Origin of the sequence: Labrys okinawensis, from assembly GCF_047345005.1 — a bacterium.
In the GTDB taxonomy this organism is placed as follows: Bacteria; Pseudomonadota; Alphaproteobacteria; order Rhizobiales; family Labraceae; genus Labrys; species Labrys okinawensis.
Map to the genome: position 1 here is coordinate 2,818,891 of NZ_CP178864.1, position 23,866 is coordinate 2,842,756.

Consider the following 23,866-nt stretch of genomic DNA (forward strand, 5'->3'; position numbering starts at 1 on the left):
CGGGATCAAGCTAGCGCGTCCATCGCATTTTCTTGCAATGATTTTCGCCCGGCGGGAGAGGACGGCTCAAGCCTTGGGCCTGTCCTTCTGGCGGAAGCGGCGCACGCGCATGGCTGTGCCGCATGTTTCCTCCGAGCACCACAGCCGGCGGCCGCTGCGCGAGGTATCGAGGAAGAGCCAGCCGCAATTCACCCCATGGCATTCGCGTATGTCGCGGCGGCTTGCGCGGGCGGCGAGCAGATCGGCAGCTTCGAAGGCGACACGGTAGAGCACGGTGTCGAGATCCGCTTCGTCACGCCAGGCCCAGTGAAAGGAGCCTGCCTCCTGCCGCAATTCGCGATGCCCTCCGGCCAGGCGCAGGATGGCATTGAGTTGCTCCGCGTCATCCGAGTTCAGGGGCGCGGCCTCGGCCTCGGTAAGGAAGAGGGCATGGAGGTTCTGCCTCAGCGCCCGTGCCCGCCCCAGGGCGGCTTCGGCCTCGATGGGCGCATTGGCTGCCTTGGTGCGCAAAATCGTCGCGAGCCTGGTGTCGACAAGATCGAGGCGCCGTGCCCAGGCCACCAGATCCTCATAGCGCAGGAGAAAATCCGGGCCCCAGCGGTCCCGCCAGGCGTCGACCGTGTTGATGAAGTCCAGCGCCGGATGCCCGCCGAGCAGGCGGACAGTGGCAATGTCCGTATGGGGTGTCATGGTTCCAGCATCCAGCATGGGAACTCAAAACTCAAGCGTGCGTTGTAACGTATATAGTGATATATAGCCGTTACATTCGTTTGTCATGAGGCTCGTGATGCCCAATCGCAACCTGTTGCTTTTCCTGGCTCTCTGCGCGATCTGGGGGACCACCTGGATCGGTATCAAAGCGGGTGTGGAAGCCGTTCCGCCGCTGCTCTTCGCGGGCACCCGTTTTATAGCCGCTGGCGCCATCCTCCTGGCAATCTCGGGACGGGGGGAGGGGCTGCCTCGCATCGGTGTTGCCGATCTGCCGCGCCTGGCAGCGACCAGCCTCCTCATGATCGTCCTGTGTTATGCCGCGCTGTTCTGGGGCATGGTCCATGTCGATTCCGGCACGGGCGCAGTGCTGGAAATGTCGCTGACGCCGGTCGCGCTCATGGGATTTGCCCTGGCTCTGGGCGAGGAAACCTTTGACAGGAGGCGGCTCGGCGCTCTTCTGCTTGGTATCGTCGGCCTCATGATCCTGTTCGGGCCGACAGCCTGGCAAAGCTGGTCCTCGAGCCGGGGCGAGGCTGCCGGCCTCCGCCTTCTAGGTGCAGCCGCGGTCGCCTCCGCGGCCGTGACCTATGGCTGGGGCTCGGTCATCGCGCGGCCTCTGCTGCGCCTCTATCCCCCGGCTCTGATTGCGGGCAGCACGGCCTTCTTAGGCGGCGCGATCCTGTTCGGGCTGTCGCTCGCCTTCGAGCCCGGTGCCGTCGCCGCCCTGGCGGGGCAATGGGGTGCCGCGGCCTGGGCGGGCTGGCTGTTCCTGGTGCTGTTTGGATCGTTGCTCGGCTACACCATCTATATGCGCCTGCTCCGCGACATTGGCGCCACACGCGCGGGAAGCTACGCGTTCGTTTCGCCAGTTATCGCCGTGTTGCTGGGCATCGTCTCTTTCGGCGAACAGGTGCGGACGCACGATGTCATCGGCATGGGCATCATGCTCATGGCCGCCGGCCTCGCCATGTTCGAAGGAAGGCAGAAGGTCATCGCCAGCACAGTGGGCGGCAGTTGAAGGGAAAGCGGCCAATATTCCCGGGAATATCAGCCGCTCATCGCTGTCGTTTCAGCCCCGCTCCTTACTGTTGCGGTTGGGTCGGAGTTGTTGTGGCTGGGGGCGTCGTGGTCTGAGGCGTCGGCGTTGTGGGGGCAGGTGTTGCTGAGCTTGGCGCTGGAGCCATCGACTTATGCACGATGGGTTTCTTCACGTGCTGGCGATGGTGATAGTGATGCCCCGGTTGCGACTGACGGAGCCATTTTGGTCCCGTATGAACGCCAGGCACGCCATACCATTTGCAGCGCGCATTGCGCTGTGGGGCGTTGCAGGTAGGATCCCGCACGGTCTGTACCAAAGATGGATTGTCCTGTGGTGCCAGCGGCATGGCAGAACTGGAGCTGGCGAGAGCAAATGTCGCCCCTGCGACTATGGCGGCGGCAAAAAGTACTTTCATGGGAGTTCCTCCGCATTGGAATGCTCAGTCCAACGCCATGTCGATATGAAAGTTCCTTAACGGTTGTAAAAACTTTCACCGATTTTTTTCTTTTTCGACACGATATGATTTGGTTGCACAGGCGTGTCCCAAGCAACCGCGCCAGCAAGGAACCGTCTAAGCAGACTTTCATTGGCAGGCTCACGCTTCGCCCGCTTAATTCTTTGTTTTGCCGAAGATTTTTTCGGGAAGTCCGGGGACATTTTTTCCGGGATTTGCATAGCGCCCGGTAGAACTTGGTCCGAAAAGTCCAAGGACGAAATCGATTTTCCCCGGGCGTTGGAACCCCCCACTCCTTTTGCGGGTTTCAGCCTGACCCGGAGAATTACTCATTGATGGTGCCTCAGTCAGAGCCTCAGCACAAAAGACCCAGCATACTCGTGGTAGAGGATGAAGCGCTGATCCGCGCCATCCTCTCCGACGAGCTCAGGATCGCAGGTCTTACTGTTGTGGAGGCGACCAGCGCGGACGAAGCCTTGTCCTATCTGAGGACGGCCGGGATGGTGGACCTCATCTTCACCGACATCCAGATGCCGGGCTCGATGAACGGTCTCGAGCTGGCGCGCCGCCTGCGTGCCCAGAACCCCTTGCTTCCCATCATCATCACCTCCGGAAATGTCGGGCCGAAAGGGGCGGAGGGCATCGGCCAGTTCATGCCCAAACCCTATGATATGGAGCAAGCCGTGAAGATGATCTGCTCGACCCTCGGTGTCTCGCCATCCGGAGATAGCAGATGAGCGACGCGTGCATCCTGCTCGTCGAGACAGATATTCTCATCCGCACGCCTCTTGCCGAATATCTGCGCGATTGCGGCTATCGTGTCATGGAGGCCACTGCGGCAGGCGAGGCGCGGGAACTCCTCGTTCATGGCACCATCCCCGTCGACATCGTGATGATCGCTGTGAGCGCCGAGGAGCGCTCGGGCTTCGAACTCGCCGCCTGGGTGCGCAGCAATAAGCCGGACTGCGAGGTGGTGCTGGCCGGCACGCCGGCCAAGGCCGCGGAAAAGGCCGGCGATCTTTGCGAAGAGGGGCCGGCTCTCGGCAGGCCCTATGACCACAAATTCGTCCTGGAGCACATCAAGCGCCTGATGGCGGCCAGGCAGCGGGACAAGGGCAAAGGTTGAGCGTCGGATATGTTGACTATGCAGCTGCATCCTTGCGCGGCCTGCCAGCCTTTCGAGGTCGAAAGTGTGCCTGCATGATCAGGGGATCGCGTAGCGCGGCTCTCAAGGCAATGTCGACCAGCTTCGGCGTCTTTCCCGTCTTGGCAGCCTTGTAGGCGTTCCAGGTGCTTAGAGAAACGCCTAACAGTTCCGCCGCCTCCTGGTTTGATAGCCGAGCTTGCGCCTGCCATTCCGAGATATCGATGGGCGCTTGTTCCTCCGCGAGCAGGCGAAGGTGCTCGGCATCGATCATCAACTCGTCGTCCTCTCCCCAGGCGATAGAGGTGCCATATTCGGCAGCATGCGCACTTCCGAACAGCGAACCGGTGTTAAGGGCTGCCAGAAGGTCGCCGCCTGTTGCGATCCAGCCCGCGAGATTGATCTGTGCTGTGCCCCCGCTTTTCCAGGTGACCGACACCGTGAGCGGTCCAGTCACTGATACGGAATCGATCCTCGGCAATTCATCGGTCATCGTTCTCTCCTGTCATGTGATCGGGAATCGAGGATTGATGCGGTTCCATTCCGCCCTGATAGTCTCGATATTGGCGGACACCCACGCCTCGATCTCCTTGCGGCTGGATTTGATCGACCCCTTCAGCATGCGCTTGGTTTCGATCTCGACCAGAGCCTGGAAATCGGGTGCAACAATGTGGAAGTGCGGCGGCAAGTGATCGTTGGCATACACTCGGATGATGATGTTGCCGATTTGGTAGAGCTTGCCCATGCCCGTCCTTGTCGTCTATGCGACGAAACATAGTCCGGAATTCAGATGTTTTCAATAAATATTAATCCGAAATACGGATGGTATTTTTCGGAGGCTTTCAGACCATGGAGGCCTTTGGGTGTTTCCGTGCGAACGGCGCCGAAATGCTTTTTATGGATTTGCATGCCACATTTGGCTGCCAATGGGACAGGCTCAGACCCAAGCCGAAAAAACGTAATGATTTTCAATGATCGGATGGTGGGCGCGACAGGGATTGAACCTGTGACCCCTCCCGTGTGAAGGGAGTGCTCTCCCGCTGAGCTACGCGCCCCCGAAGGGAAGCGCCTATTTGTATAAAGCCGGGCGCGCTGTCAAGCGATTGTCGCGTCAAATATCGGGGCTGCATCGAAAAGCGAGGATGGCGGCCTCATCCCGCGACGGCTATGCGTTTCCCCAATCGGGAACTCTCCTGGGATGATCAGGAAACCGCAACCCGTCCGGCGTGCTGGGCATTGATCGCATCGATCGCCGGAATCAACTCGTCGAAATGCGAGATCACCCGCGTGGCGCCGAGCTTGATTGCGGGAATGTCGGTGTAGCCGAAATCGACGCACACCGAGGGCAGGCCGGCATTGATGGCGGTGTCGATATCCGTTTTTGAATCGCCAACCATGATCGCATTGGCCGGGTCCCCGCCCGCGGCCTCGATCGATAGAATAAGGTGGCGGGCGTCCGGCTTGAACCACGCGAAGGCGTCTCGCCCGCAGATGGCGCTGAAATAGGAAGAGAGCTTCAGTGCCTCGAGAAGGCGGACGGAATGGGACGTCATCTTGTTGGTGCACACGCCGAGGATGAGGCCGCGTGTCTTCAGAGCTGCCAGGGCCGGCTCGACCCCCTCGAAAGCCACCGTTTCGTCGGCGAGGTGCTCGTTATAGTGGTCGAGGAAATCGCGGTAGAGCCGATCCATGCGGGCGGTCTCGACCACCTGACCGTTGGCCGCAAAACCGCGTTCGAGCAGAGCGCGAGCGCCTGCGCCGAGCAGGCTGTGGGCTTTTTCCACCGGCAAAGCAGGAGTACCTTCGCGGGCAAGAATGAAGTTCAACGTGCCCATGAGGTCGCGCGCGCTGTCGACCAAAGTGCCGTCGAGATCGAAAATTACCGTTTGCGGCCGCATGCGCTATTCTCTCTAAGATTTGCTGATTTCCGAGCCCGTCTGGAAAATGCCACGAGCGGGTGGCAAGCGGTCGCCCGAAGGTCCTGCGATTCGGGATAGCCCTGCTGCCCCGATTCGTTCAATTCTCTGCGTTACCGAGCAGCCCGTTCCCTTAAAAGAAGAGCCGCCCCATGATGATCCGTTCTCTCTGTCTAGCTGTCCTTCTTCTGGTAGGCGGGCCGGCCTTGGCGGGCGACTATGCGTTCGTGGCCGCGCCGCAAAAGGACCTCAACCGTATCTACCGCGTTGACCGCCTCACGGGCGAGGTTGGGGCCTGTCAATATGGCGTGAAGGAAGACAATAGCGGCGTGACGCTGTGTTTTCCGCCCGGCGAGGGGGCCGGCAAGCAAGAGCCAGGGGATTATATGCTGATCGCTTCCAACCATGAGAAGGAGAGCGCGGTATTTCGCGTCGAGCAGCGCACCGGCGCGATGAGTGTCTGCTACGTGTGGAAGGATCAGGTGATCTGCACGCCGCCGGCGCGGTGAGGATTCTTCCCGGGTGCGCGGACGTCCCGTCCGCACTCTCCAAACGCGGTGCTTGCACGAGAAGAAGAGGCGGGCGGGACGTTCGCGCACCCGGGGAAAAACCCCGCGCTACCCGCCATATTCCCAAACTTAACTGATGCAAACCGCGGCAAAGCCGCTATAACGCCGCCTGACCCAGAGGAGGAATGCTGTGCCGATGACCCCGGACGACATGAAGCGCGAAGCAGCCCGGGCCGCGCTCACCCATGTCGAGAGCGGCATGCGGCTTGGCCTCGGCCACGGCAGCACCGCCAAGCACTTCGTCGACCTGCTTGGCGAAAAGGTGAAGGATGGTCTGAGCGTTCTCTGCGTCCCCGCCTCCGAATTCACCCATGACCAGGCTCAGGGCCTCGGCATTCCGTTGGCGACGCTGGACGAGACGCCGGAGCTCGACCTCTGCGTCGACGGGGCCGACGAGATCGGGCCGAACCTGTCGCTGATCAAGGGCGGGGGTGGTGCGCTGCTGCGCGAGAAGATCGTTGCGGCGGCGGCCCAAGCCATGATCGTCATCGCCGATGATTCCAAGGTCGTGCCCGTTCTCGGGCGGTTTCCATTGCCCGTCGAGGTGATCCCGTTCGGTTTCGGCGCGACCAGGGTTGCCATCGAGAAGGCAGCGGCAAAACTGGGCCTTTCCGGTGCATTGACCCTGCGCACGAGGCCGGATGGCCTTGTTTTCGTCACGGATGGCGGGCACCACATCCTCGATTGCCACTTTGAGAAGATACCCGATCCGGCTGCTCTGGCCGCCGGCCTTTCCACCATTCCCGGTGTCGTCGAACACGGATTGTTTCTCGGATATGCCAAGGGCGCCTATGTCGCCGGCAATGCGGGCATCCGCTTCATCGGGCCAGCCTGACTGATGGGAGTTCCATAATGCTTCGTCAACGCCGTATTTTTGCCTTGGCCGCCGTGGTCGCGGGCTTGCTTGCAGGCTCTGCTGTGCTGCCGGCCTATGCGCAGGATGCGACCCAGGCGCCCGCAGCCGATGTGCCGACCGCCGGCGCCCCCGCCGCGCCGGCTGCCGCCAACCAGCCCGAACCCAGCCCCGAGCGCCTGACCCTCGCCATCCAGTTCCTCAAGGCCTCGGGCCTGACCACCGGTTTCGACGACATCATCCCCCAGTTCATGACCCAGGCGAGCCAGATCTATTCGAGCCGTCGGCCGGAGCTGCGCGGCATGATCAACGATGCCGCCATCTCGCTGATCCCCGAATTCGTCAAGAAGCGCGATGATCTCGACAAGGCGCTCGCCCGTTTCTACACGACGAAGTTCACCGACGACGAACTCAAGCAGTTGGTGACGTTCTACCAGACGCCGGTGGGTGCCAAGTTCTCGAAGGAACAGCAGAACATCCTGCGTGATTCCGTTCCCGTCGTCGGGAACTGGACGCGCGACCTGCAGGACAGCATCATGCTGCGGCTGCGCCAGGAGGTGCAGAAGCGCGGTGGCCAGCTTGGCGGGCCGGATGCCGATGCGACCGCTCAGGGGAATGCCCCGGCCGCCCAGGGCGGCGCCGCGCCAGCCGGCAATGCGCAGGCTCCCGCGCAGAACCCCTGACCAGGAATGGCAGTATTGCCGTGAAGCGGGATTGATCGGCTCAGTCCCGCTTCTTATTTTCAGCTCTCCCGCAACGCGTCTTCACGCATGCCTTCCTTCAGAAGGCATCCGACCCTAGGCCCCCGTCATGTCGCAATTCGACTATGATCTCTTCGTGATTGGCGCGGGATCGGGCGGGGTGCGCGCGGCGCGTATCGCCGCCTCGCACGGCGCGCGTGTGGCGATCGCCGAGGAGTTCCGGGTCGGGGGCACGTGCGTCATCCGGGGCTGCGTGCCCAAGAAACTCTATGTGCTGGCAAGCCGTTTCGCCGACGAGTTCCGCGATGCTGCCGGCTTCGGCTGGAACGTTGCCGAACCGGAATTCTCCTGGGCCAGGCTGGTCGCAGCCAAGGATGCCGAGATCAGCCGGCTGGAGCGGGCCTATTCCTCCAATCTTGAGAAATCCTCGGTCGCGACCTTCCCCACCCGGGCAGTGATCACCGGCCCCCACACTATCCGCCTCGATGGCGGGCGTCTCGTTACAGCCTCCAAGATCCTGGTCGCCACCGGCGGGCGACCCGTCAAGCCGGCCATTCCCGGGGCGGATCTTGCCATCACGTCCAACGAAGTGTTCGACCTGCCTTCGCTGCCGGAAACCATGCTTATCCTGGGCGGTGGCTATATCGCGGTGGAATTCGCCTGCCTCTTGCAGCGCTTGGGTGTGAAGGTGACGCTGGTCTATCGCGGCGAGGCCATCCTCCGCGGCTTCGACGAGGATATACGGCGCGTCGTGTCGGAGGCAATGGTCGTTGCCGGCGTCGAGATAATCGTGGGAGCCAATCTCGCCAGCATCGCGGCCGATGCTTGTGGAGGCAAGAAGGCCGTTCTCACCAATGGCCAGAGCCGCATTGTCGGTGAGGTGATGATCGCCACCGGTCGCCGCCCGAACACGGAGGGTCTCGGCCTGCAGACGGTAGGCGTGGAGGTGAATGCTGCGGGCGCCATTGCTGTCGACGACCAGTCGCGCACAACCGCGCCGCAGATCTGGGCCGTGGGCGATGTCACCAACCGCCTCAATCTCACGCCGGTCGCCATCCGCGAGGGTCACGCCTTTGCCGATACGGTATTCGGCAACAAGCCCTGGCTTGCCGATCATCGCCTGGTGCCGAGCGCCGTGTTCTCGACGCCGGAGGTTGGCACTGTCGGTCTGACCGAAGGCGAGGCGCGGGCGGAGTGCGGTGGAGGCATCTCGATCTTCCAGACCTCCTTCCGCGCCATCAAGGCGACCCTGTCCGGCAGCGCCGACCGCGTCTTCATGAAGCTCGTGGTCGACAAGGTCAGCGACAAGGTTCGGGGTGTGCATATCGTTGGCGAGGGCGCTGCCGAGATGGCGCAGCTTCTCGGTATCAGCATCAAGATGGGCGCCACCAAGGCTGATTTCGACGCCACCATGCCGCTGCATCCCACCGCTGCCGAGGAGTTGGTGACGCTCCGCACGCCAGTACGCTGAGGAGTTTCGGGCGGATGGCTCTGGAGCGGGCGTGATGCGGGCTGCTGCTGCGATCTTCGGTATCATCACGATCGGCCTCGTCCTGCAGCCGCCGGCAGCGGCGGCTCTCAACCTCACCCCGCCGCATGGCAAACACGTTCCGCCGATGCGGGCCGAGCCGAAGAACATCGAGCCGGCGACCGATTGCGACCGCACTGCCGCGAGCCCCGAGGACACTCAGAAGGTGGCCGATGGCGTGCCGTTCGACAGCCTCGACGGGGCGCTGGCCGTCGCGCAATGCCAGCAGGCCGCCGACCGCTATCCCAATGTCGGGCGCTTGCTCTACCAGCTTGGCCGCGGGCAGGAAAAGCTTGGCAACGACGCGGCCGCCCTGCAGTCCTATCGCAAGGCCGCCGATCTCGGCAGCCTGATTGGGGCCTTTTCCGCCGGGGTGCGTGAACGTGACGGCATCGGCACGACGCGCGACGACCAGGAGGCCAACCGGCTCTTCAAGCTCTGCGCCGACCAGGGCGATGCGGATTGCCTCAACTCGCTCGCCTTCCAATACCAGGCGGGCAGGGGTGTTCCTGCCGACGCCACGCAGGCGATCCAGCTCTATCGCCAGGCCGCGGCCGCCGGACTGGTGGCCGCCAACGTCAATCTTGGTTTCCTCTATCGCGACGGCGACGGCGTGCCGCAGGACTATGCAGAGGCTGCCCGCCAGTTCCAGGTGGCGGCCGACAAGGGCGATCCCGCTGGCGCTGGCAACCTCGCGCAGCTCTACCAGAACGGTCAGGGCGTCCCAAAGGACGAGGCCAAGGCCATCACCCTGTTCCAGCGAGCCGCAGACCATGGCGACGATGACGCGCTGATCAAGCTTGCCTTTGCCTATCTTGACGGCACGGGCGTGCCGAAGGACGAAGCCAAGTCTGTGGCCTACTACCAGCAGGCGGCTGATCGCGGAAATACCGACGGCATGGCCGGCCTCGCCTTCGCCTATGCCAATGGCCGCGGCGTGCCCGTCAACAACAGGCTGGCGGCCCAATGGATGGTGCGGGCGCTCGCGGCCGGCAACGAATACACCTACGACCAGCTCACGAACCACTGGGTCGGCTGGAACGCCGACACCCGTATGGCCATCCAGTCGATCCTGGCCGACCGCGGGCTTTATAGCGGAAGGATCAATGGGGATCTCAACCGCGAGACGTTGAAGGCGATCAGGGTGCTGGCGGGGCGGGAGGGCGGTTAAGTCTTCAGAAAATCCAGTTCGGACGAGCGTCTCTGCCTATTCGTGATCTCAGTGTGAAGCGCCCCCGGCGGAAATTGGCCGTTTGATTGCGCGGAAGTGAAATCCACAGTACTTTCCGTACAGATTAAGTGTCCGTCAGCAGTGAGGCGGATTATGCCAGAAAAGCCTGTCCAGATCTTCATGTCATATGCGCGCGACGACGACGCGCTGCCGCCTGAGTTGCAGAGCAGCGAGGCGCGGGGCTTCGTGACGTCTTTGCTCGGGCAGATCGCGTATGAATGGCAGGACAAGGGCGGCCCCAGCCCCACCATCTGGTGCGATATCCGCCGCGTTGCCAGTGGTGAACCTTTCGATACCCCGATTACCAGTGCCATCGACCAGTCTTCGCTGCTGCTCGTCGTCCTGTCGCGCAACTGGATGGAAAGCGAGTATTGCCGCGGCGAACTCGCGGCCTTCACCGAGCGCTGGAAGAGCGATCCGAACATACGCGAGAGGATCATCATCGTCGGCAAGAACCATGTCGATCCCGACAGGCGCCCTGCGCTGCTGCAGAACCAGGTGGGCTATCTCTTCTACGCTCTGCAGGAGATGGACGAGATCGAGCCGGAGAAGGACTTCTTCGCGCGGGGCAAGGTGCGGGATGCTCGTTATTTCGAACAGGTCACCAGCCTCGCGGGTTTCCTGTTGCGGCGCGCTACGCGCCTTGCCGATCGCGAACGGCGTCCGGATCCGGAGGTGCCGCGCCAACCTCCCGTTGTGGCCCAGGAGCCTCCGCAGAACCGGCGCATCGTCTATCTTGCCAAGCCGGCCGGCGACATGGTCGAGGCCTATGGCCGGCTTGTTCGTGAGCTGACCGGGGCGGGATATGGCATCGTGCCCGATCCCAAGCTGGACCTTCCCGTCGATGCCAGCGCGACCGATGTCGTCGACAAGGCGTTGGCGCAGGCCCATGTCGCCATCCATCTGCTCGGCCAACGGCCCGGCTTTGCCCCCGAGGGACAGGAGCCGATTGCAAAGCTGCAGCTCCAACGGGCAGCGCGAACGCTCACCGTGCCGGCTTCCGAAAGGCCAGATGGCACCGCCTTCAAACGCGTCGTCTGGGCGCCGAAGGTTGCAAGTGCCGGCGAATGGGATAACGAGCGGGACCCGCTCGCCGTTCTCTCCCAGTTCGATCGCTATGTCGAAGGTGATGTGGTGGAGGGAGCGACGCTCAGCCGTTTCGTCGAAACCCTCGGCCAGCTCATAGGAGCGCCGGTGATCCGGGCAAAGGGGCTGGACAGGCTGGAGCCGAAATCGCGCATTTATGTCTATTACGACGCCAGGGACGCCGAATTCGGCTACAACGTCGCCAAGGCGCTGAAGCAACGCAACCTCACCCCCATGTGGCCGACCATCGACGGTACGGATGCCGAGAACAGCCAGGTCCACCACAACAATCTGCGCGAATGCGATTCCGTGCTGCTGTGCTGGGCTACCGCGCCCGATACCTGGGTTCGGGCAAGCTCCAGCGAACTTGCGGACTGGAAGATGCTCGGCCGCAGCAGGATGTTCGATTGGCGGGGCCTGATCGCCGGGCCTCCGCCAGGCCTGCCCAAGCGCATGTTCGTCGATTTCCGCTCGGGCGACGAGATCGACGTCGTTGTCGACCTGTCGACTCACCAGGAGCCGCCGAAGCCAGATGACCTGAACCAGTTGCTCTCTGCCCAGTGACCGGAGCAGATATGGCCAGATTGGAAGGATCCGGACTTTCGAAGGAACGTCCCTTCCCGGGACTACGACCGTTCGATGCTGCCGACCATGAGTATTTCTTCGGCCGCGAGAGCCAAGTCTACGCTCTTTATCGCCTCGTGACCCGCAGCCATTTCTCAACGGTCGTGGGCAGTTCGGGAAGTGGAAAATCCTCGCTGGTGCGCGCCGGCCTGGTGCCTCTCCTTGCCAAGGAAGCCGGCGAAAGCGGCGGACGCAACTGGATCTGCAAGGAGATGCGCCCTGGGGACGCGCCGCTTGAACGCCTCATCAAGATGTTCTGCGAGATCGCCGTCGACCTCTCCACACAGGACGAACAGGCCGTCGCGGCAGCCCGCATGGACCGCATCGCGTATCGGTTGCGCGCCTCAAGCTTTGGAATTGCCGATGCCCTGGCCGAGATTCCCGGCGCCGGTGACCGTTCGATCCTCTTGTTGATCGACCAGTTCGAGGAGCTGTTCCGCTTCTCGACCTCATTGCCCGGGCGGGATCGCGCCGAGGAGGCACGCCAGCGAGACGAGGCCGCCCATTTCGTCCAGTCGCTGCTGGAGGCGAGCCGCTGTCCAGACTACGATATCCGGGTTCTTCTCACGATGCGCTCGGATTTCATAGGCGATTGTTCACGCTTCCACGGGCTTCCCGAGGCGGTAAGTGCGGCGCAATTCCTCACGCCCGCCCCTGATCGTTCGCAGCGCGAGGCGACCATACGCAATCCCATCACCAAGGCCGAGGGCACCATTGACGCCGTGCTCGTTGAGCGGCTGCTGAACGACAGCGATGACGAACTGGATCAACTCCCCGTGCTCCAGCACTGCCTGCTGTGCCTGTGGGAATGCGCTGGCCGGGCAAACGGACAGGATGGATCTTCCGGTCGACAGATCACGCTGGCCATGTATGAGCAGATAGGTGGACTGGCAGGGGCGCTGTCGGGACACGCCAACGAGATCCTGGAGAAGGATCTGCCCAATCTCACCGCCACCGTCGAGCATGTCTTTCGCGCGCTGTGCGAGTTCGATCAGCAGGGACGCATAACACGGCGCGCGCTGCCGTTTGAGCGCCTCGTTGCAGAAACGGGAGACGAGGAGGCGGATGTGCGCAAGGTGGTCGACCGTTTGCGCGCCGACGATTGCTCGTTCCTGACGCCGCCATTGTCCATGGTGCAGGAACTGGTGGCGCACACACGCATCGATGTCGGCCATGAAGCCCTGCTGCGCGGCTGGGAAAAGGTGAGCGGCGAGCCTGGGGCCACAGGCGAGCGGGACGACCTCCGGGCCGCCGGCTGGCTGCGGGAGGAGCGCCGCGACGGGCAGCGCTATCAGGTGCTGCTGTCCATGGTGGACAATGATCAGCCGGATCAAGCCAGGATTCCGTCCGATCAGGTCGACCGTTTCGCGAAATGGTGGAACGAGCGGCCACGCACGCAGGCCTGGGCCGAGCGGTGGGGAGGGGATCGCGATGCCGTCGACCGCCTCATCAAGCAGAGCCTGCGCCTCCGCGACGAGGAAGAGCAGCGGCGGCTATCTGACAAGGAGGAACAGAAACGTGCGCGCAAGCTCCGTGCCGTCCTGGGCGGCGTTTGTGCGGCCTTGATCTTGGTTGGCGGAGCCAGCGTCTTCATCTGGACTCAATATCGGCGCGCCGACGAGGCTGCGACGGTGGCGAAGAAACAGGCCCAGGCAGCCGGACTGGCGATGTCCGTTGCCATCAACGCCATCACCGATTCATACCAGCGTGGCGCCGTAACCACCGAGAGCGCCGCCGCAATGCTCAAGAGCATCCAGGATGCGGCCGAAGACCTCCCCGAACTGACGACCCTTGGCGCGACGCAGAAACTCGGGCTCCTGCTCAGCATATCCGATGCGCTGAAGTCGCTGGGCAACAATCAGAAGGCCTATGATATCGCCCTGCGGGTGAGCCAGGCTGCGAGCGGCTATGTCAAGTCCGAGCCGCGCGAGCAGAAATATCAGATTCTGTTCTATTCGAGCCTGTTTCGCCTTGCGGATGCCACCACCAGCCTGAACTATTCTCCCGATAGCCTGAAGAAAGTGCTGCCGCTTTACCAGCAGGCCGAGGACATCGCCCGTCAACTCGTCACTGAGAACCCAGGCGATGGGAAATTTGCCGACAATGTCACTTTTGTTACCAACAAGGTCGGCGAGACGCAGATGCTGTTGGGCGACCTGGATGGCGCCCGGACACAATATGGCGATGCCCTCGACAACGCCGGCAGGCTCGTTGCCGCGCAACCGGCCAACGACGATTGGAAAGCCTCTCTTGCTTCCACGCAATCCAAAATGGCGACCCTTCTCCTCAAGCCCGGGACGCTCGACCTGAAGGGTGCGCTTCGGAATACCGATGCTGCGATCGCCATTCAGAAGGATCTGGTCACCCGGCACGCCGACGACAAGGTGATATCGTCCAATCTCGCAGGCTCCTATCGAACCCGCGGGGATGTATTGAAGGCGATGGCCCTCCCCAACGATGCCCTGCAGAGCTATGGGAGCGCCCTCGACATCGTCGCCAAGATTTACCAGAAGGATCCCAAAAACACGTTCTGGGGCCTCCAGCTCGCCAACAGCCACAGCCGTATCGCGGCCGTGCTCGCCGATCAGCGCAACTTCGACGATGCAGCTAACCACTACCGCGAGGCTGTGGCCATCTGGCGCGATCTGACGAGCAAGTCTCCCGGCAGCCCGGTCTGGCTCCAGCAGCTCAAGACGGCCGAGAGCAAGCTTGCCGCGGTCGAGGCGGCCCGCCAGAACCCGGGCCCGCCTGGCGCGGCAGCAGCTGCACCGGATAATTGAGGGGCAGGATCCTCGCAAATAGGTGCAAGGGAGGGGCGCCGCGACGCTGGTCTTCTTGCCCGCGCACGCGTATAGAACCCGCCTTCGCCGGCCCGGCCGGCCCCAAGACAGGATATCGAGTTATGTCCGAGCGTTGGACCCCGCAGAGCTGGCGTTCCAAGCCGATCCAGCAGGCGCCCGCCTATCCCGACGAGAAGGCGCTCGGCGATGTCGAGGCGACGCTTGCCACCTTCCCGCCGCTGGTCTTCGCCGGCGAGGCCCGCAAGCTCAAGCGCGAGCTCGCCAAGGTTGCCAAGGGCGAGGCTTTCCTGCTTCAGGGCGGCGATTGCGCCGAGAGCTTCGCCGAGCATGGCGCCGACAACATACGCGACTTCTTCCGCGTCTTCCTGCAGATGGCGGTGGTGCTCACCTTCGCCGGCTCCTCGCCGGTCGTGAAGGTTGGCCGTATCGCCGGCCAGTTCGCCAAGCCGCGCTCCGCACCAATGGAGAGAATCGGCGATGTCGAGCTGCCGGTGTATCGCGGCGACATCGTCAACGGCACCGAGTTCACCGCCGAGGCCCGCATTCCCGATCCGCGTCGTCAGCTGGAGGCCTATCGCCAGTCGGCCGCCACGCTCAACCTGCTGCGCGCCTTCGCGGGTGGTGGCTATGCCAATCTCGCCCATGTGCACCAGTGGATGCTCGGCTTCGTCAAGGATTCGCCGCAGAGCTCCAAATACCAGGCTCTCGCTGGCCGCATCTCCGAGACGCTGGACTTCATGCGCGCCTGCGGCATCGATCCCGAGCTGCATCCGGAAATGCGCGTGACGGATTTCTATACCAGCCACGAGGCCCTGCTGCTCGGCTTCGAGCAGGCGATGACACGCATCGATTCCACCTCGGGCGATCCCTACGCCACCTCCGGCCATTTCATCTGGATCGGCGACCGCACGCGCCAGCTCGACCATGCCCATGTCGAGTTCTTCCGCGGCGTGAAGAACCCGATCGGCCTGAAATGCGGTCCCTCGCTGAAGCCGGACGAGTTGATCAAGCTCATCGATGTGCTGAACCCGGACAATGAGGCCGGGCGCCTCACGCTGATCGCCCGCTTCGGCCATGACAAGGTCGAGCAGCATCTGCCTGAGTTGATCCGCGCCGTGAAGCGCGAGGGGCGCACCGTGGTGTGGTCCTGCGACCCCATGCACGGCAATACCGTCAAGGCCGCCAATGGCTACAAGACCCGGCCGTTCGACCAGATTACTGGCGAGATCAAGAGCTTCTTCGCGGTGCATGAGGCGGAGGGCAGTTATGCCGGGGGCCTGCATCTGGAGATGACCGGCAAGAACGTCACCGAATGCACGGGCGGCGCCCGGGCCGTCAGCGAGGCGGACCTCGCCGATCGCTACCACACGCATTGCGATCCACGCCTCAACGCGGATCAGGCGCTGGAGGTGGCGTTCATGGTGGCCGAACTGGTCAAGAAGGAACGCTCCGGTCAGGCGAGGCCGAGCATCATCGCGGCGGAATAAGGTTTGGTGCGCCGGTCTCCGGACCCGTGCGGTAAATCGAGACATCGCCAAGAAAGGCACCGATTTTGTCATGCCCGGCCTTGTCCCGGGCATCCAGTGGTGCCTCCGAGCCGAGCCGGTGCCTGACTGGATCACCGGGACGAAGCCCGGTGATGACAAAAGTTGCGTTCCTGTCGGTCTTTCCATGGGATTCTTCCAGCGAGATGGAAGGTAGATCGCCAATATCTCATCTGACACGGACTTTCCTTCGATCCTGCACAATTTCATCGTCGCCTCGTCATACGACTGAAGCGGTCGGGGCCTCGACGATCTCCCCGCTACGCTCGACCGGGTATCCGACGAGGCGCCGGCCATCCTCCTCGCGCACGAGCCCGACATCTTCGCCGATCTCCCGCGCCTCGACCGCCAGCGGCGCATCGCGCTGACGATCAGCGGCCACACTCATGGCGGGCAGGTCAGCATTCCCCTCTATGGTCCGCGCTCGATCCCCTCACGCTATGGCAGACGCTATGCCTATGGCCATGTCGTTGAAGATGATAGGCATCTGGTGGTCTCCGCCGGGCTCGGCATGACGGGCATTCCCGTTCGGTTCGGCGTGCCTCCCGAGATCGTGCTGATCACCCTCGGGCCTGACGGCTCGGTTGCAGCCTAGCTGCGCTACCATGCGCGACGCGTGCGACGCTGAGGCTTCTTGCCATTGCTGCTTTAATGCGGTGCATTATAATTGCTGCGCTGCATCATATTTCCACGGCCTCTGCATGGCTCTGCCTCGCAATTGCCGTGAGGAAAAGGTTCAATCGCGGCGCCCTGGAAGCCGGGCAATCCACTGGAAGTCTGAATGATCACCCGACGCCATCTCCTCAAGGCCGGTCTTGCCACGCCTTTCCTGTTCGGCGGCTACGCCTTGGCGGAGCCCCAGCGCCTTGTCGTGACCAGCTATCAGGTCTCGCCCCGGCAGTGGCCCGCCGATTTGCGGCTTAGGATCGCGGTGATCGCCGATATCCACGCTATCAATCCCTGGATGACCACGGCCCATATCGCGGAGATCGTGCGGGCGACCAATATGCTGCAGCCGGATATTGTGCTGCTGGCCGGCGACTACGAGGCAGGTATGTCCCGCTTCAAGGTCGGCTCCTGGGTTTCGATGTTCGATTGCGGCAAGGTTCTCTCTCAATTGCAGGCGCCACTCGGCACCTACGCCGTGCTCGGCAATCATGACATCGGGAACAATGACGGCAACAATGTCCGCCAGGGCTTCGCCGCCAACGGCATTCCCGTGATGGAGAATGTTGCCCGCCGCCTCGTCAAGGATGGCCGGGCGTTCTGGCTGCTCGGCCTCGGCGATCAGTTCGGCGATGGCGGCCGCTGGGATCCAGGGCGCGGGCATGACGACCTGCCCGGTACGCTGAAACAGATCGGCGACGATGCACCTGCCATCCTCCTTGCCCACGAGCCTGATATATTCGTCGATGTGCCGGACCGTATCGCCTTGACGATCAGCGGCCACACCCATGGGGGCCAGATTCTCCTCCCCGGCTATGGGCCGCTCGTGGTGCCCTCGCGCTATGGCACGCGCTTTCGCTACGGCCATATCATCGAGAACAACAGGCACCTCGTGGTCTCCGGCGGCCTGGGCACCACGGGCATCCCCATGCGGTTCGGCGTGCCGCCCGAGATCGTGCTGATCACCCTGGGGGCAACTCCTGCGGCATCGGCTTAGCAATCAGGGAGAAGATTGCGCGAGAGATGCTGCCGGGGCCGGACAAGGTTGGCGACGCTGACCGGCACGCCCATTGCAAGCTCATGGTGAAGACCAACTACCACCCTCTCGGCGCTGCCCGCATGGGGCGCGATGACGATCCGATGGCAGTGCTGGACTCGAAGCTCCGCGTGCGGGGGGTGGAAGGGCTGGGCGTGTTCAATTGCTCGGCAATGCCTGAGACCGTCGGCGGCAACACCAACGCTCCGGCCATGGCGATCGCCCATCGCGCGGTAGAATGGCTCAAGGCGGGGTGGCCAGACGCAAGGGCAGGCAAGGAAAGGATGGAATCGTCTGTCACATATCTGAAATAATCCTGCAATAGGGCCATCATCGCAGTATGGGCGAATAGCGCCTGAAGCCCATCACGATTTGCGCAGGAGCACTCCCATGACAACGCCAGACGAGACGAAGCTGTCCCTCGACCGCATCCATCAGGAAATCACCGATGGCTATGACGAGGAGTTGGAACTGGAACTGGAGGAGGCGCGTCTCGATCACATCATCTCGGAAATCCCCGGCTACGAGGAAACGGATACGCTCGACCGCAAGGTCTATTTTCGCGAACTCTTCCGTTTGCAGCATGAGCTCGTCCGCCTGCAGGACTGGATCCAGCACAACAAATTGCGCGTGGTCGTGCTGTTCGAGGGCCGTGACTCGGCGGGCAAGGGCGGCGTCATCAAGCGTATCACCCAGCGTCTCAACCCGCGCGTCTGCCGCGTCGCCGCGCTGCCTGCGCCGAATGAGCGCGAGCGTACGCAGTGGTATTTCCAGCGTTATGTCGCCCATCTGCCGGCAGGCGGGGAAATGGTGCTGTTCGACCGCAGCTGGTACAACCGCGCCGGCGTCGAGCATGTCATGGGTTTCTGCACCGATGCGGAATATGAGGAATTTTTCCGATCGGTGCCGGAGTTCGAGCGCATGCTGGCGCGTTCGGGCATCATCCTGTTGAAATACTGGTTCTCGATCACCGACGACGAGCAGGCCTTTCGCTTCAACATGCGCATCCATGATCCGCTGAAGCAGTGGAAGCTCAGCCCGATGGACGTCGAATCCCGCCGCCGCTGGGAAGATTATACCCGCGCCAAGGAAGTGATGCTGGAGCGCACCCATATTCCCGAGGCGCCCTGGTGGGTGGTCGAAGCCGTGGACAAGAAGCGCGCGCGGCTCAACTGCATCACGCATCTTCTGTCGCAAGTGCCCTATGGCGATATCGAGCATCCGCCCGTGGTGCTGCCGCCGCGCGAGCGCCACGAGGATTATGTGCGCCACCCGGTGCCGTCGGAGATGTATGTGCCGAAGGTGTATTGAGCGGACCCGTCATCCCGTGCGCAACGCAGCTCGTAGTACTGTTTCGGAGACACGGGACCGGCCTCAAGATCGCGCTCTATTCGTCATGCGGTCCCGGATCGGCGCCGCGCTGCCTCGCAGCGCAGCCTGTCTGGGATGACGCGCTCCCCATGCTCTTTTGGCATGGTCTCATCATTTGAAGCGCGGCCGGTTTTGGCTTAGGCCTGTTGCCCTCAGATTCCAGAGGGACGATTCCGATGTCGCTGCTCGATCACGTCAAATCCACCCTCGCTGAAATCGAGGCGGAGGGGCTCACCAAGCGCGAGCGTGAGATCGCCGGGCCGCAGCGGGCGCGCATCGAGGTGGCCGCCAACGGCAAGCAGCGGCCCATGCTCAATCTATGCGCCAACAACTATCTTGGCCTTGCCGACAATGCGGAAATCATCGCAGCGGCAAGGGACGCGATGGATGGCCACGGCTTCGGCATGGCCTCGGTGCGCTTCATCTGCGGCACGCAGACCCTGCACCGCGAGCTCGAACGCACCATCGCCCGCTACCTCAACAAGGACGACGCCATTCTCTTCGCCGCCTGCTTCGATGCCAATGGCGGCGTGTTCGAGCCGCTGCTCGGTGCCGAAGACGCCATCGTCTCCGACAGCCTCAACCATGCCTCGATCATCGACGGCGTGCGCCTGTGCAAGGCCAAGCGCTACCGTTTCGCCAATGGTGACATGAACGACCTCGAGGTCCAGCTCAAGCAGGCGAAGGCCGACAACGGCCGCCACATCGTGATCGCCACCGATGGCGTGTTCTCGATGGACGGCTATCTCGCCGACCTCAGATCGCTCACCGATCTCGCCGGCCGCTATGGCGCCAACGTGATGGTGGACGATTGCCACGCGACCGGCTTCATCGGCCCCGAGGGCAGGGGCACGCCGGCCCGTGCCGGCGTGGAGGACAAGGTCGACATCCTCACCGGCACGCTCGGCAAGGCGCTCGGCGGGGCGATGGGCGGATATGTCGCTGCCAGCCAGCCAATCATCGATCTCCTTCGCCAGCGTGCCAGGCCCTATCTCTTCTCCAATTCGCTGGCCCCGCCGGTCGCGGCCGGTTCAATGAAGGCGATCGAACTGGCAAAAAAAGGCGACGACCTGCGTGAGCGGCTGTTCGCGAATGCCAGGCGCTTCCGGGCCGGGCTCGAAAAGGCCGGGTTCGAACTGCTGCAGGGGGAGACGCCGATCATCCCGGTGATGCTGCACGATGCCCGCCGCGCACAGGACATGGCCAAAGCGCTCGATGAGCGCGGTGTCTATGTCGCAGGCTTCTTCTTCCCAGTCGTACCGAAGGGCAGGGCGCGCATCCGCACGCAGATGTCGGCCGGGCTCACGGATGCCGATATCGACTTTGCCATCGACGCCTTTGCCGATGCCGGAAAGGCTTTGGGCGTGATCTGACTTGCGATATGTAGTATTGTAACTACATTCCCTGTGGAGCCGTCGCATGAAACATATGACAAGCCGCGAATTCAACCATGATATCGGCAAGGCCAAGCGGGCCGCCGATGAAGGACCGGTTATCGTCACCGATCGGGGGCGGCCCGCCTACGTTCTCTTGAAATACGAGGATTATCGCAAATCAGAGACGAATGGGGTGACAATGTTCGATCTACTCCACGATCCCCAGGCAAGCGACTTCGATTTCGACCCGCCCCGTGTGCAGGACAACGGACCTCGGCCCGTCGAGTTTGATTGATGTTCCTCATTGACACGAACGTGCTGTCAGCGTTGCGTCGGCCTGACAAAGCGGATCCCACTTTCAAGGGTTGGGTGCAGGCAACGCCGCCAGGAGAGATGTATCTGTCCGTGTTGAGTGTCTACGAAGTAAAGTTTGGCGCCCTGCGTGTGGCGCGCCGCGATCCGCGACAAGGAAGCGATCTGAATCGGTGGATCGAGAAGTTCGTTCTCAAAGTTTTTGCGGACCGGATATTCGATGTGAGCATGAACATTGCTTTGCGATGCGCCGCACTGCATGTGCCAGATCCCCGGCCGGTGACGGATTCGCTGATTGCCGCAACAGCGCTTGAGCATCGCCTCGTAATTGCGACCCGCAACGTCTCTGATTTTCTGCCCATGGGCGTACGCGTCCTCAACCCCTGGCAAGCCTGAAGGCCCTTCATGAAAGCCCTCGTCAAGTCCAAGCCGGAACCCGGCATCTGGTTTTCGGACAATGAACCGACGCCCACGCTCGGCCCCAATGACGTGCTGGTGAAGGTGCACAAGACCGGCATCTGCGGCACCGACATCCATATCTACAAATGGGATGCCTGGGCACAGAAGACGGTGCCGGTACCCATGGTGGTCGGCCACGAATATGCCGGCGAGATCGTGGAGATCGGTTCGGCCGTACACAGCCTCAGGATCGGCGAGCGCGTCTCAGGCGAGGGGCATGTCATCGGCATGAAGAGCCGCGCCACGAGGGCAGGGCGCTTCCATCTCGATCCCGACACGCGCGGCATCGGCGTCAACATGCCCGGCGCCTTCGCGGAATATGTGAAAGTGCCCGCCTTCAACATCGTGCCGCTGCCCGAGGAGGTCGACGACGAACTCGGCGCCATCCTCGATCCGCTGGGCAATGCCGTGCATACGGCACTCTCCTTCGATCTCGTTGGCGAGGACGTGCTGATCACCGGCGCCGGGCCGATCGGCATCATGGCAGGGGCGGTTGCACGCCATACCGGCGCGCGGCATGTGGTGATCACCGATATCAATCCGGTGCGGCTCGAGCTTGCCGCCAGGGTTGCCGACATCGTGCCGGTGAACGTCGCCAAGGAGGATCTGCGCGACGTGATGGCCCGCCTGAAGATGAAGGAAGGCTTCGATGTCGGCCTGGAGATGAGCGGTGCGCCGGCAGCCTTCCAGCAGATGCTCGATGTCATGCTGATGGGCTCGAAGATCGCCATGCTTGGCATTCCCGCCACGCCCTTTGCCGTCGACTGGAACAAGATCGTCTTCAAGATGCTCACCATCAAGGGCATCTACGGCCGCGAGATGTTCGAAACCTGGCACAAGATGCTGGCTATGCTGCAGAGTGGACTCGACATCCGACCGGTCATCACGCACCGTCTGAAGGCCGCCGATTATCTTGAGGGATTCGAGATCATGTCGCGCGGGGAGTGCGGCAAGATCGTGCTCGACTGGAGCTGAAAAGGTGCGCATCTGCCCGTCAGGGTTGTGGATGAGTCCGGGTCCGCTGTGGGTAAACCGATTTTCTGTTGGCGGAACGGCAATCAACACCTTTTGGATTTGTAATACCAATTGACAAGCCTCGGAAAGCTCTTATCAATCCGGCGCGTAGCTCGGTCTTTCTCGCCTCGGGGCGCATGGTAAAACCAGCTGGACGTAATCGTTTTCATATGCAAGGCGATTGCGGTCGATAAACGTCAACTTGGGAGAGAGACGTGAAAATTCTGAAATCCCTGCTCTTGGCCGCCGCCCTCGGTGCGGTCGCCATCGCTTCGCCTGCCTACGCGCAGGACAAGGGCCCCGTCGGCATCGCCATGCCGACCAAGACTTCCGAGCGCTGGATCGCCGACGGCGACAACATCGTCAAGCAGTTGCAGGCCAAGGGCTACGCCACCGACCTTCAATATGCCGACGACGACATTCCCAACCAGCTTGCTCAGATCGAGAACATGATCACCAAGGGTGACAAGGTTCTCGTCATCGCCGCCATCGACGGCACGACGCTGGCCGACGCCCTGAAGGAAGCGGCTTCTAAGGGCATCAAGATCATCGCCTACGATCGCCTGATCCGTAATTCCGAGAATGTCGACTATTACGCTACCTTCGACAACTTCAAGGTCGGCGTGCTGCAGGCCGGCTCGCTCGAGACCGCGCTCGGCCTCAAGGACGGCAAGGGACCGTTCAATATCGAGCTATTCGGCGGCTCGCCCGACGACAACAATGCCTTCTTCTTCTACAACGGTGCCATGTCGGTGCTGCAGCCCTATATCGACAGCGGCAAGCTGGTCGTACAGTCCAAGCAAATGGGCATGGACAAGGTCGGCACGCTGCGTTGGGACGGCTCGGTCGCACAGGCCCGCATGGATAACCTCCTGAGCGCCTTCTACACCGACAAGAAGGTCGACGCTGTTCTGTCGCCTTATGACGGCCTGTCGCGCGGCATCATCGCTTCGCTCCAGGCGGCGGGCTACGGCTCCGGCGATAAGCCGATGCCGTTCGTCTCCGGCCAGGACGCGGAAGTGGCTTCTGTGAAGCTGATTCGTGACGGCGTACAGTATTCGACCATCTACAAGGATACGCGCGACCTCGCCAAGGTCACCGTGACTATGGTCGACTCCGTTCTCTCCGGCTCCAAGCCCGAGATCAACGACACCAAGACCTACGACAACGGCAAGAAGGTCGTTCCTTCCTATCTGCTCAATCCAGTTCTGGTGACGAAGGACAACTGGAAGCCGGTCCTGGTGGACGGTGGCTACTACACCGAGGATAAACTGAAGTAAGTGGCTGCTATTGCCTAGGCATTTTCAAGCGAAGTTGATACCAATTCGCGTGAAGGAAATGCGTCAAACCAGAAAGATAGAGTATCTTCCGATCCAGGCTCGATCGGAAGATACCCTTGTTTATCGGGCGGCTGGCACGACCGTGTCGGCC

The 23,866-nt window shown here is 62.3% G+C and carries 24 protein-coding genes, 1 tRNA gene and 1 pseudogene; 20 read left to right on the forward strand and 6 right to left on the reverse strand.

Annotation, left to right across the window (positions count from 1 at the left end; genetic code table 11):
• Window positions 1-66: 66 nt before the first annotated feature.
• Entirely contained in the window at window positions 67-690 is a 624-nt protein-coding gene (locus tag ACMDCR_RS13115) for a CGNR zinc finger domain-containing protein (protein ID WP_413992949.1), read from the reverse strand.
• Between the two features lie 97 nt (window positions 691-787).
• Between ACMDCR_RS13115 and ACMDCR_RS13120 the strand changes: the two genes are divergently transcribed.
• Window positions 788-1,729, forward strand: a complete 942-nt coding sequence (locus ACMDCR_RS13120; protein WP_413992950.1) for a DMT family transporter — start codon at window positions 788-790, stop codon at window positions 1,727-1,729.
• Between the two features lie 492 nt (window positions 1,730-2,221).
• Here the strand turns inward: ACMDCR_RS13120 and ACMDCR_RS13125 are convergent, their stop codons facing one another.
• Entirely contained in the window at window positions 2,222-2,458 is a 237-nt protein-coding gene (locus ACMDCR_RS13125) for a hypothetical protein (RefSeq protein ID WP_413992951.1), read from the reverse strand.
• 81 nt (window positions 2,459-2,539) lie between these two features.
• Between ACMDCR_RS13125 and ACMDCR_RS13130 the strand changes: the two genes are divergently transcribed.
• Both ACMDCR_RS13130 and ACMDCR_RS13135 read left to right on the forward strand, forming a co-directional pair.
• Window positions 2,540-2,941, forward strand: a complete 402-nt coding sequence (locus ACMDCR_RS13130; protein WP_413992952.1) for a response regulator — start codon at window positions 2,540-2,542, stop codon at window positions 2,939-2,941.
• Window positions 2,938-3,330, forward strand: a complete 393-nt coding sequence (locus tag ACMDCR_RS13135; protein WP_413992953.1) for a response regulator — start codon at window positions 2,938-2,940, stop codon at window positions 3,328-3,330. The genes ACMDCR_RS13130 and ACMDCR_RS13135 overlap by 4 nt, the downstream gene beginning before the upstream one ends.
• 16 nt (window positions 3,331-3,346) lie before the next feature.
• On the opposite strand, the gene ACMDCR_RS13140 is transcribed toward ACMDCR_RS13135, so the two are convergent.
• The 4 genes from ACMDCR_RS13140 to ACMDCR_RS13155 all read right to left on the reverse strand — a co-directional run bounded on the left by ACMDCR_RS13140 (window position 3,347) and on the right by ACMDCR_RS13155 (window position 5,246).
• A complete protein-coding gene (locus ACMDCR_RS13140; RefSeq protein ID WP_413992954.1) occupies window positions 3,347-3,841 on the reverse strand; it encodes a hypothetical protein in 495 nt (164 codons plus the stop codon).
• Window positions 3,842-3,853: 12 nt separating this feature from the next.
• Window positions 3,854-4,093: a DUF4160 domain-containing protein gene (locus ACMDCR_RS13145; RefSeq protein ID WP_413992955.1), complete on the reverse strand. Its 240-nt coding sequence runs from the start codon at window positions 4,091-4,093 to the stop codon at window positions 3,854-3,856.
• A 235-nt stretch (window positions 4,094-4,328) separates the two neighbouring features.
• Window positions 4,329-4,403: transfer RNA gene (locus tag ACMDCR_RS13150), tRNA-Val, on the reverse strand.
• 147 nt (window positions 4,404-4,550) lie between these two features.
• A complete protein-coding gene (locus tag ACMDCR_RS13155) occupies window positions 4,551-5,246 on the reverse strand; it encodes an HAD family hydrolase (RefSeq protein ID WP_413992956.1) in 696 nt (231 codons plus the stop codon).
• 170 nt (window positions 5,247-5,416) lie between these two features.
• Here ACMDCR_RS13155 and ACMDCR_RS13160 point away from each other — a divergent pair, with 170 nt between their 5' ends.
• The 17 genes and pseudogenes from ACMDCR_RS13160 (at window position 5,417) to chvE (ending at window position 23,715) form a co-directional block, all read left to right on the forward strand.
• Window positions 5,417-5,773 (forward strand): hypothetical protein, encoded by a 357-nt coding sequence (locus tag ACMDCR_RS13160; RefSeq protein ID WP_413992957.1) that lies wholly within the window; start codon window positions 5,417-5,419, stop codon window positions 5,771-5,773.
• 196 nt (window positions 5,774-5,969) lie between these two features.
• Window positions 5,970-6,668 (forward strand): ribose-5-phosphate isomerase RpiA, encoded by a 699-nt coding sequence (gene rpiA, locus ACMDCR_RS13165; RefSeq protein ID WP_413993608.1) that lies wholly within the window; start codon window positions 5,970-5,972, stop codon window positions 6,666-6,668.
• Between the two features lie 17 nt (window positions 6,669-6,685).
• Window positions 6,686-7,369 carry a DUF2059 domain-containing protein gene (locus ACMDCR_RS13170; protein WP_413992958.1) on the forward strand — a complete coding sequence of 228 codons (684 nt, stop codon included), beginning with the start codon at window positions 6,686-6,688 and terminating at the stop codon, window positions 7,367-7,369.
• 127 nt (window positions 7,370-7,496) lie between these two features.
• Window positions 7,497-8,858, forward strand: coding sequence for a glutathione-disulfide reductase (gene gor, locus ACMDCR_RS13175; RefSeq protein WP_413992959.1), 1,362 nt, complete (start codon window positions 7,497-7,499; stop codon window positions 8,856-8,858).
• Between the two features lie 34 nt (window positions 8,859-8,892).
• On the forward strand, window positions 8,893-10,086 hold the full coding sequence (locus ACMDCR_RS13180; protein WP_413992960.1) for a tetratricopeptide repeat protein: 1,194 nt from the start codon (window positions 8,893-8,895) through the stop codon (window positions 10,084-10,086).
• A 153-nt stretch (window positions 10,087-10,239) separates the two neighbouring features.
• Complete coding sequence (locus ACMDCR_RS13185; RefSeq protein WP_413992961.1) at window positions 10,240-11,796, forward strand: toll/interleukin-1 receptor domain-containing protein; 1,557 nt, start codon at window positions 10,240-10,242, stop codon at window positions 11,794-11,796.
• Between the two features lie 11 nt (window positions 11,797-11,807).
• A complete protein-coding gene (locus ACMDCR_RS13190) occupies window positions 11,808-14,636 on the forward strand; it encodes a tetratricopeptide repeat protein (RefSeq protein ID WP_413992962.1) in 2,829 nt (942 codons plus the stop codon).
• 122 nt (window positions 14,637-14,758) lie between these two features.
• Window positions 14,759-16,144: a class II 3-deoxy-7-phosphoheptulonate synthase gene (locus ACMDCR_RS13195; protein ID WP_413992963.1), complete on the forward strand. Its 1,386-nt coding sequence runs from the start codon at window positions 14,759-14,761 to the stop codon at window positions 16,142-16,144.
• Window positions 16,145-16,442: 298 nt separating this feature from the next.
• Window positions 16,443-16,796 (forward strand): annotated as a pseudogene (locus ACMDCR_RS13200) (metallophosphoesterase); the annotation flags it as partial.
• A gap of 186 nt (window positions 16,797-16,982) precedes the next feature.
• A complete protein-coding gene (locus ACMDCR_RS13205; protein ID WP_413992964.1) occupies window positions 16,983-17,864 on the forward strand; it encodes a metallophosphoesterase in 882 nt (293 codons plus the stop codon).
• A gap of 26 nt (window positions 17,865-17,890) precedes the next feature.
• Window positions 17,891-18,217, forward strand: coding sequence for a GMC oxidoreductase (locus tag ACMDCR_RS13210; protein ID WP_413992965.1), 327 nt, complete (start codon window positions 17,891-17,893; stop codon window positions 18,215-18,217).
• Window positions 18,218-18,293: 76 nt separating this feature from the next.
• Window positions 18,294-19,214, forward strand: coding sequence for a polyphosphate kinase 2 (ppk2, locus tag ACMDCR_RS13215; RefSeq protein WP_413992966.1), 921 nt, complete (start codon window positions 18,294-18,296; stop codon window positions 19,212-19,214).
• Window positions 19,215-19,444: 230 nt separating this feature from the next.
• Window positions 19,445-20,647, forward strand: coding sequence for a glycine C-acetyltransferase (locus ACMDCR_RS13220; protein ID WP_413993609.1), 1,203 nt, complete (start codon window positions 19,445-19,447; stop codon window positions 20,645-20,647).
• A 46-nt stretch (window positions 20,648-20,693) separates the two neighbouring features.
• Window positions 20,694-20,945 carry a type II toxin-antitoxin system Phd/YefM family antitoxin gene (locus tag ACMDCR_RS13225; RefSeq protein WP_413992967.1) on the forward strand — a complete coding sequence of 84 codons (252 nt, stop codon included), beginning with the start codon at window positions 20,694-20,696 and terminating at the stop codon, window positions 20,943-20,945.
• Window positions 20,945-21,358, forward strand: a complete 414-nt coding sequence (locus tag ACMDCR_RS13230) for a type II toxin-antitoxin system VapC family toxin (RefSeq protein WP_413992968.1) — start codon at window positions 20,945-20,947, stop codon at window positions 21,356-21,358. Before ACMDCR_RS13225 ends, ACMDCR_RS13230 begins: the two co-directional genes overlap by 1 nt.
• 9 nt (window positions 21,359-21,367) lie before the next feature.
• Complete coding sequence (gene tdh / locus ACMDCR_RS13235; RefSeq protein ID WP_413992969.1) at window positions 21,368-22,396, forward strand: L-threonine 3-dehydrogenase; 1,029 nt, start codon at window positions 21,368-21,370, stop codon at window positions 22,394-22,396.
• Window positions 22,397-22,650: 254 nt separating this feature from the next.
• Window positions 22,651-23,715: a multiple monosaccharide ABC transporter substrate-binding protein gene (gene chvE, locus ACMDCR_RS13240; protein WP_413992970.1), complete on the forward strand. Its 1,065-nt coding sequence runs from the start codon at window positions 22,651-22,653 to the stop codon at window positions 23,713-23,715.
• Window positions 23,716-23,866 lie beyond the last annotated feature (151 nt).

Bases quoted from the DNA above. Each gene is read 5' to 3' on its own strand.
- ACMDCR_RS13210 (WP_413992965.1), top strand. From the start codon at position 17,891: ATGCTGCCGGGGCCGGACAAGGTTGGCGACGCTGACCGGCACGCCCAT.
- ACMDCR_RS13170 (WP_413992958.1), top strand. From the start codon at position 6,686: ATGCTTCGTCAACGCCGTATTTTTGCCTTGGCCGCCGTGGTCGCGGGC.
- ACMDCR_RS13225 (WP_413992967.1), top strand. From the start codon at position 20,694: ATGAAACATATGACAAGCCGCGAATTCAACCATGATATCGGCAAGGCC.
- ACMDCR_RS13190 (WP_413992962.1), top strand. From the start codon at position 11,808: ATGGCCAGATTGGAAGGATCCGGACTTTCGAAGGAACGTCCCTTCCCG.
- ACMDCR_RS13115 (WP_413992949.1), bottom strand. From the start codon at position 690: ATGACACCCCATACGGACATTGCCACTGTCCGCCTGCTCGGCGGGCAT.
- ACMDCR_RS13140 (WP_413992954.1), bottom strand. From the start codon at position 3,841: ATGACCGATGAATTGCCGAGGATCGATTCCGTATCAGTGACTGGACCG.
- ACMDCR_RS13120 (WP_413992950.1), top strand. From the start codon at position 788: ATGCCCAATCGCAACCTGTTGCTTTTCCTGGCTCTCTGCGCGATCTGG.
- ACMDCR_RS13130 (WP_413992952.1), top strand. From the start codon at position 2,540: ATGGTGCCTCAGTCAGAGCCTCAGCACAAAAGACCCAGCATACTCGTG.
- ACMDCR_RS13155 (WP_413992956.1), bottom strand. From the start codon at position 5,246: ATGCGGCCGCAAACGGTAATTTTCGATCTCGACGGCACTTTGGTCGAC.
- ACMDCR_RS13135 (WP_413992953.1), top strand. From the start codon at position 2,938: ATGAGCGACGCGTGCATCCTGCTCGTCGAGACAGATATTCTCATCCGC.
- gor (WP_413992959.1), top strand. From the start codon at position 7,497: ATGTCGCAATTCGACTATGATCTCTTCGTGATTGGCGCGGGATCGGGC.
- tdh (WP_413992969.1), top strand. From the start codon at position 21,368: ATGAAAGCCCTCGTCAAGTCCAAGCCGGAACCCGGCATCTGGTTTTCG.
- ACMDCR_RS13180 (WP_413992960.1), top strand. From the start codon at position 8,893: ATGCGGGCTGCTGCTGCGATCTTCGGTATCATCACGATCGGCCTCGTC.
- rpiA (WP_413993608.1), top strand. From the start codon at position 5,970: ATGACCCCGGACGACATGAAGCGCGAAGCAGCCCGGGCCGCGCTCACC.
- ACMDCR_RS13195 (WP_413992963.1), top strand. From the start codon at position 14,759: ATGTCCGAGCGTTGGACCCCGCAGAGCTGGCGTTCCAAGCCGATCCAG.
- ACMDCR_RS13230 (WP_413992968.1), top strand. From the start codon at position 20,945: ATGTTCCTCATTGACACGAACGTGCTGTCAGCGTTGCGTCGGCCTGAC.
- ACMDCR_RS13160 (WP_413992957.1), top strand. From the start codon at position 5,417: ATGATGATCCGTTCTCTCTGTCTAGCTGTCCTTCTTCTGGTAGGCGGG.
- ACMDCR_RS13185 (WP_413992961.1), top strand. From the start codon at position 10,240: ATGCCAGAAAAGCCTGTCCAGATCTTCATGTCATATGCGCGCGACGAC.
- ACMDCR_RS13205 (WP_413992964.1), top strand. From the start codon at position 16,983: ATGATCACCCGACGCCATCTCCTCAAGGCCGGTCTTGCCACGCCTTTC.
- ACMDCR_RS13145 (WP_413992955.1), bottom strand. From the start codon at position 4,093: ATGGGCAAGCTCTACCAAATCGGCAACATCATCATCCGAGTGTATGCC.
- ppk2 (WP_413992966.1), top strand. From the start codon at position 18,294: ATGACAACGCCAGACGAGACGAAGCTGTCCCTCGACCGCATCCATCAG.